The sequence below is a fragment of the Longimicrobium sp. genome, from assembly GCF_036280135.1.
GTDB lineage: Bacteria > Gemmatimonadota > Gemmatimonadetes > Longimicrobiales > Longimicrobiaceae > Longimicrobium.
The window spans coordinates 1-5,731 of sequence record NZ_DASURI010000099.1 but is presented as its reverse complement, the minus strand read 5'-3'; the positions used below and the strand labels follow the sequence as shown (position 1 = coordinate 5,731).

4 protein-coding genes and 1 pseudogene are annotated in these 5,731 nt (G+C 73.7%); 4 read left to right on the top strand and 1 reads right to left on the bottom strand.

Going from position 1 to position 5,731, the window contains the following annotated elements; translation table 11 throughout:
- Positions 1-325, bottom strand: a pseudogene (locus VFZ20_RS03165) (hypothetical protein); the annotation flags it as partial.
- A gap of 92 nt (positions 326-417) precedes the next feature.
- Here VFZ20_RS03165 and VFZ20_RS03160 point away from each other — a divergent pair.
- From VFZ20_RS03160 to pseB, 4 genes are all read left to right on the top strand, one after another.
- Positions 418-2,037: a capsule assembly Wzi family protein gene (locus tag VFZ20_RS03160; protein ID WP_329682373.1), complete on the top strand. Its 1,620-nt coding sequence runs from the start codon at positions 418-420 to the stop codon at positions 2,035-2,037.
- Positions 2,034-3,035 (top strand): glycosyltransferase family 2 protein, encoded by a 1,002-nt coding sequence (locus VFZ20_RS03155; protein WP_329682372.1) that lies wholly within the window; start codon positions 2,034-2,036, stop codon positions 3,033-3,035. The genes VFZ20_RS03160 and VFZ20_RS03155 overlap by 4 nt, the downstream gene beginning before the upstream one ends.
- 616 nt (positions 3,036-3,651) lie before the next feature.
- The gene (locus tag VFZ20_RS03150) at positions 3,652-4,695 is read left to right on the top strand and encodes an SDR family oxidoreductase (protein ID WP_329682371.1); all 1,044 of its coding nucleotides are present in this window, start codon (positions 3,652-3,654) and stop codon (positions 4,693-4,695) included.
- Positions 4,696-4,776: 81 nt separating this feature from the next.
- On the top strand, positions 4,777-5,731 hold a 955-nt coding region (gene pseB, locus VFZ20_RS03145), incomplete at its 3' end, for a UDP-N-acetylglucosamine 4,6-dehydratase (inverting) (protein WP_329682370.1).

Sequence of the window (5,731 nt, the reverse complement as noted above, 5' to 3'; positions counted from 1 at the left end):
GCGTGGAATCCGCCACGGCGATCGCGCGATCCGCCCCGCGGCCGGCCGAGCCGGCGGCAGGGATCGCGTCCCCGTCCGCCGCTCCCGTCTCTCCGTCCGCCGGCACCGGGTTGCCGGACGCCGCCGCCGCGCCCGCCAGGCTGTCCGCGGCGGGCGGGGGCGGGAGGAGGATGGACGCCGGAGCGGGCCGGGAAATGGCCGGGTCCGGGCGGGCGGGGGCGGCCGCGGCGGTGTCCCGGCCGGCGGTTCCGGCCGTCTGCGCGGGCAGCCCGCGGGCGGCCGCGGCGGCGGCGAAAACGGCCAGGACGTAGCGGTGCAAGGACATGGAAGCGAGCCGGGTGTGCTGGACAGCGTTGGCCCCGCATGATAACATGTTCGTCCGAGCGCGTCCAACCGACCCGGAGGCTTTCTCCCCTGATGTTCCTCCCGCCCCAACGGGTGCAGTGCCCGCGGCGCGCGGCCCGCGTGTTGGCCGCCGCCGTGCTGCTCGCGGCGGCCGTGGCCCCCGCGCGCGCCCAGGACCTGGAGCTGGAGGCGCTCCCGGGCACGGATGCCGAGCGGTACCTGCGCGCCCTGCAGGTGGCCGGCGAAACGCCCGTGGGCCCCTGGTCGCTGCGGGGCTTTTCGCCGCGCGAGATGCGGGCGATGCTGCCGGCGGACTCCGCGCACCCCTGGGCCGCGCGCGTGCGCCCCGCGGGCGACGGCGTGCGGCTGGTGCGCCCCCGCGCGGACCTGGGATGGAACTCCGCCTTTGCCTACGGGCAGAACGACGGCGCCGTGTGGGCCGGCCGCGGGTTGACCGCGCGCGGCTCCGCCGGCGCCGCCGCGCGTTGGGGCGTGCTGAGCCTGCGGGTGGAGCCCGTGGCGTTCTGGACGCAGAACGGCGCGTACGACCTGATGCCCACGGGCACCGGCGAGCCGTTCGCGGACCCCGTGACCCCCGCGGGCATCGACCTTCCCCAGCGCTTTGGCGACGAGGCGTACCGGCGCGTGGACCCGGGCGAGAGCCTGCTGCGGCTGGACGTGCGCGGCGTGGTCGTGGGCGTGGGGACGGAGAGCCAGCACTGGGGGCCCGCCATCGACCAGCCCCTGCTGCTGGGTCCCAACGCGGCGGGGTTCGCGCACGCGTTCGTGGGCACGTCGGCGCCGCGCAACGTGTGGATCGGGCGGGTGCACGCGCGGCTCGTGTGGGGCCGCCTGGACCAGTCGCCCTGGTCGCTGGCGCCCGATTCCGTGGCCGACCGCTTCATGTCGGGGTTCACGGCCACCTTTCAGCCCCGGGGGATGGAGGGGCTGGAACTGGGGGTGGCGCGCTTCTTCCACCTCCCCCTCACGGGCCGCCGTGTGACGCTGGGCGACGTGCTTCGTCCCGTGGAGCCCTTCTTCAAGTCCGCGCGCTCCGGCCCGGAGGGCGAGGAGGCGGTCCCGGAGAACCAGCTGGCCTCGGTCTTCGCGCGGTGGGTGCTGCCCCGCGCGGGCGCCGAGGTGTACGGCGAGTACATCCGCGACGACCACAACTGGAACCTTCGCGATTTCCTGCTGGAGCCGGACCACTCCGCGGGGTACCTGCTGGGGGCCTCGCGCGCGTGGCGCAGCGGCCGGTCGCTCGTGTCGGCGCGGGCGGAGTGGGTGAACACCCAGGCGTCGCACCTGCGCGAGGCGCGCAACCAGGGACGCCTGTACCGCAACGGCTCGCTGCCCCAGGGACACACCCAGCGCGGGCAGCTGCTGGGATCCGAGGCGGGGTACGGGGGCGGCGGCAGCGTGGTGGCCCTGGACGTGTTCCACCCCGGCGGACGCTGGAGCATGGACTGGACCCGCACCCGCGTGCGCGACAACTGGGGCGGCACCGCCGCCACCGAGCAGAAAGACGATGCCGTGACGGACGTGATCCACTCATTGGGCGCGGAGGCGCTCTTCTTCCGCGGGCCGGTCGACGCCCGGGCCTCGCTGCGTGGGAGCTGGGAATTGAACCGCCAGTTCGGGGACGACGCGTTCAACCTCACGGCGTCGGTGGGCATGCGGATCGGCCTGTGAGCCCGGCCCACGCATCCGCGGCGCAGCCGCTGGCCCGGCCGGAGCCCGCCGAGGCGCCGGCGCGCCGGCCCGCGCCGCACGTCGCCGTCTGCATCGCCACCTTTCGCCGGCCCACGGGGCTGCGCCGGCTGCTGGACAGCCTGGCCGCCCTGGAGGTGCCGTCCGGCATGGACGCCCCCCTGGTGATCGTGGTGGACAACGACGCCGCGGGCTCGTCGCAGCCCGTGGTGGCCGCCGCGCGGGCGGAGCTTCCCTTCGAGCTCGTGTACGGGGTGGAGCCGGAGCGCAACATCGCCCTGGCCCGCAACCGGGGCGTGTCCATGGCCCTTGAGCGCGGGGCCGCCTGGCTGGCGTTCGTGGACGACGACGAGACGGTGCACCCCGGCTGGCTGCGCGAGCTGCTGGACACCCGCGACCGGCTGCGCGCCGACGTGGTGGCGGGCGCCGTGCACACCCGCTGCCCCGCCGACGCACCCGGGTGGCTGGCCCAGGACCGCTTCTACGCGCCCCGCGGCGCGCGCCAGGACGCCGTGCTCACGGGCGCGTACACGGGCAACGTGCTCGTGCGGGCCACGCTGCTGGCCGGTCCCCGCGGCCCGTTCGATGCCCGGTACGGGCTCAGCGGGGGGAGCGACTCGCACCTCTTCATGCGGCTGCACCGCGGGGGCGCCCGCATCGTCTACGCGGGGCGCGCCGTGACCACCGAGGTGGTGCCGCCGGCCCGCGTGCGCCCGGCGTGGGTGCTGCGCCGCGCCTACCGCATCGGCAACATCGCCGTGTTCTGCGAGCGCGACCTGCCCGCGGGGGCGTCGTCCACGCGCATCGCCAAGGCCGCCCTGCGGCTGGGGCTGGGCCTCGCATCGCTCCCCCTGGGGCTGCTGGGCGGGCGCGGCGTGGGGCTGCGGGCCCTGTGGAACGTGGCGTACGGCTGCGGCGCCATGGCCGGGGCCGTCGGCATCCGCTACTACGAGTACGCCCGTCCGCAGACCGAGGAGTAGGCGGGATCGGCGGATACGCGGATCTCGGATCTCGGATCTTGGATCAGCGGATCAGCGGATCAGCGGATTTTCGATCGGCAGATCAGCGGGATCTACGAATTTGATCGGCGGATCGGCGGATCGGCGGATCGGCGGATCGGCGGATCGGCGGGTGTGGACGGGGAGCGCGGGGGAGGAGCGGCTCCGGGTCGATGCGCGGGATCCGCGACGCACGTCCGACGTCGCTCGTCCGTCCGCCGACGGGCGGCGGACAAGGGCGCGGGCCGTGGGCTCCACCCGGAGCGATACGAACCGGACAACTCGCGCGGAGGTGCCAGGACTGTCCGGAACGGGCGGGGTTGCCCCCCATGTACACGGGCAGCTAAGTTCTTGCCCCGCCGCCCTGAGGCTCGCGGCGGGGCGTTCCGTTCCCGGCTCCATGGACCCGCGCGGCGGGCGGGAACGCCGCCGCGCATTGAACTCGCAGATTGCCGCCGCGGCGCGCCCGCGGCCCTGGAGACTTTATCGTGCAGCATCTTCGCCTCGCTCTCGGGCGCGTTGTCTCGCGCGCGGGAGCGCGCCCCGTTCAACGGCCCGGCCCCGCGGCCGCGCGCCGTCCGGCAGCCGGGAGGGCCCGGTGAGCCGCTGGGACGAGGCGCGCGCGGAGCTGCGCGCGCGGCCCCGGCGCTGGCTGGTGACGGGGGCCGCCGGCTTCATCGGCAGCAACCTGGCCGAGGCCCTGCTCTCGCTGGGGCAGGAGGTGCGGGCGCTGGACAACTTCTCCACGGGCCACCAAGCCAACCTGGACGACGTGCGCGCGTGCGTGGGCCCCGCGTGGGACCGCTTCGAGTTCCTCCGCGCCGACATCACGGACCTGGACGCCTGCCGCGCCGCGTGCGAGGGGGTGGACGTGGTGCTGCACCAGGCCGCCCTGGGTTCCGTGCCGCGCTCCATCGCCGACCCGCTGGCCACCCACCGCAGCAACATCGACGGCTTCGTGAACATGCTGGTGGCCGCCCGCGACGCGGGGGTGGGCCGGTTCGTCTACGCGGCCTCCAGCAGCACCTACGGCGACCACCCGGGGCTTCCCAAGGTGGAGGACCGCATCGGGCGGCCCCTGTCGCCGTACGCCGTCACCAAGTACGTCAACGAGCTGTACGCCGGCGTCTTTCAGCGCACGTACGGCCTGCCCGTCATCGGCCTGCGCTACTTCAACGTCTTTGGCCGGCGGCAGGACCCCGACGGGGCGTACGCGGCCGTGATCCCCAAGTGGATCGGCACGCTGCTGTCGGGCGGCGTGTGCCGCATCAACGGCGACGGCGAGACCAGCCGCGACTTCTGCTTCATCGACAACGTGGTGCAGGCCAACCTGCTGGCCGCCACGGCGGCGGACGCGCACACGGACCAGGTGTACAACGTGGCCGTGGGCGGGCGCACCACGCTCAACGAGGTGTTCGGGATGATCCGCGACGGCCTGGCGGCCACCCGCCCGGAGCTGGCGGCCGCGCGCCCGGAGCACGGCGAGTTTCGCGCGGGCGACGTGCGCCACTCGCAGGCCGACATCGGCAAGATCCAGGAGCGGCTGGGGTACCGGCCCACCCACACGGTGGGGCAGGGGCTCGAGGCCGCGCTTCCCTGGTACGTGGAAACCCTGTGCCCCGCGCCCTCGGCGCTGGGCTGACGGCCGGCGGGCCCCGCCACGCGCGGGCGTCCCGGCCGCGGGCCGGACTACTACTTTCTCGATCTCCTGGAGATTCAACGCATGCTGAACGGACTGTCAGTCCTGGTGACCGGCGGAACCGGCTCGTTCGGGAACAAGTTCATCGAGACGGTGCTGCAGCGGTACACGCCCGACCGGCTGATCGTCTTCAGCCGCGACGAGCTCAAGCAGTACCAGATGCGCGAGCGCTTTCCCGAGAGCGAGCACCCGTCCATCCGGTACTTCCTGGGCGACGTGCGCGACCGGGAGCGCCTGTACCGCGCCTTTGACGGCGTGGACGTGGTGGTGCACGCGGCGGCCCTCAAGCAGGTGCCCGCCTGCGAGTACAACCCCATCGAGGCCATCAAGACCAACGTCCTGGGCGCGGCCAACATCATCGACGCGGCCATCGACCGCAACGTGCACAAGGTGATCGCCCTGTCCACGGACAAGGCGGCCAGCCCGGCCAACCTGTACGGCGCCACCAAGCTGTGCAGCGACAAGCTGTTCACGGCGGCCAACAGCTACGCGGGCGCCCACAGCACCCGCTTCAGCGTGGTGCGCTACGGCAACGTCATGGGCAGCCGGGGCAGCGTGATCCCCCTGTTCCTCAAGCTGCGCGAGACGGGCACGCTGCCCATCACGGACCCGCGGATGACGCGGTTCTGGATCACCCTGCAGCAGGGGGTGGACTTCGTGCTGGACTCGCTGGAGCGCATGCACGGCTCCGAGGTGTTCGTGCCCAAGATCCCCAGCATGAACATCATGGACATGGCCCGCGCCGTGGCGCCGGAGTGCGGGACACGCGTCACGGGCATTCGCCCCGGCGAAAAGCTGCACGAGGTGATGGTGCCCGAGGACGACGCCCGCAACACCATCGAGTTCGAGCGCCACTACGCCATCGTCCCCTCGTACGAGCAGTACGTGGAGCGCTGGGGGCTGGGCGAGGGCCGCCGCTGCCCCGAGGACTTCCGCTACAGCAGCGAGATCAACACGGAGTGGATCTCCGTGGAGCAGC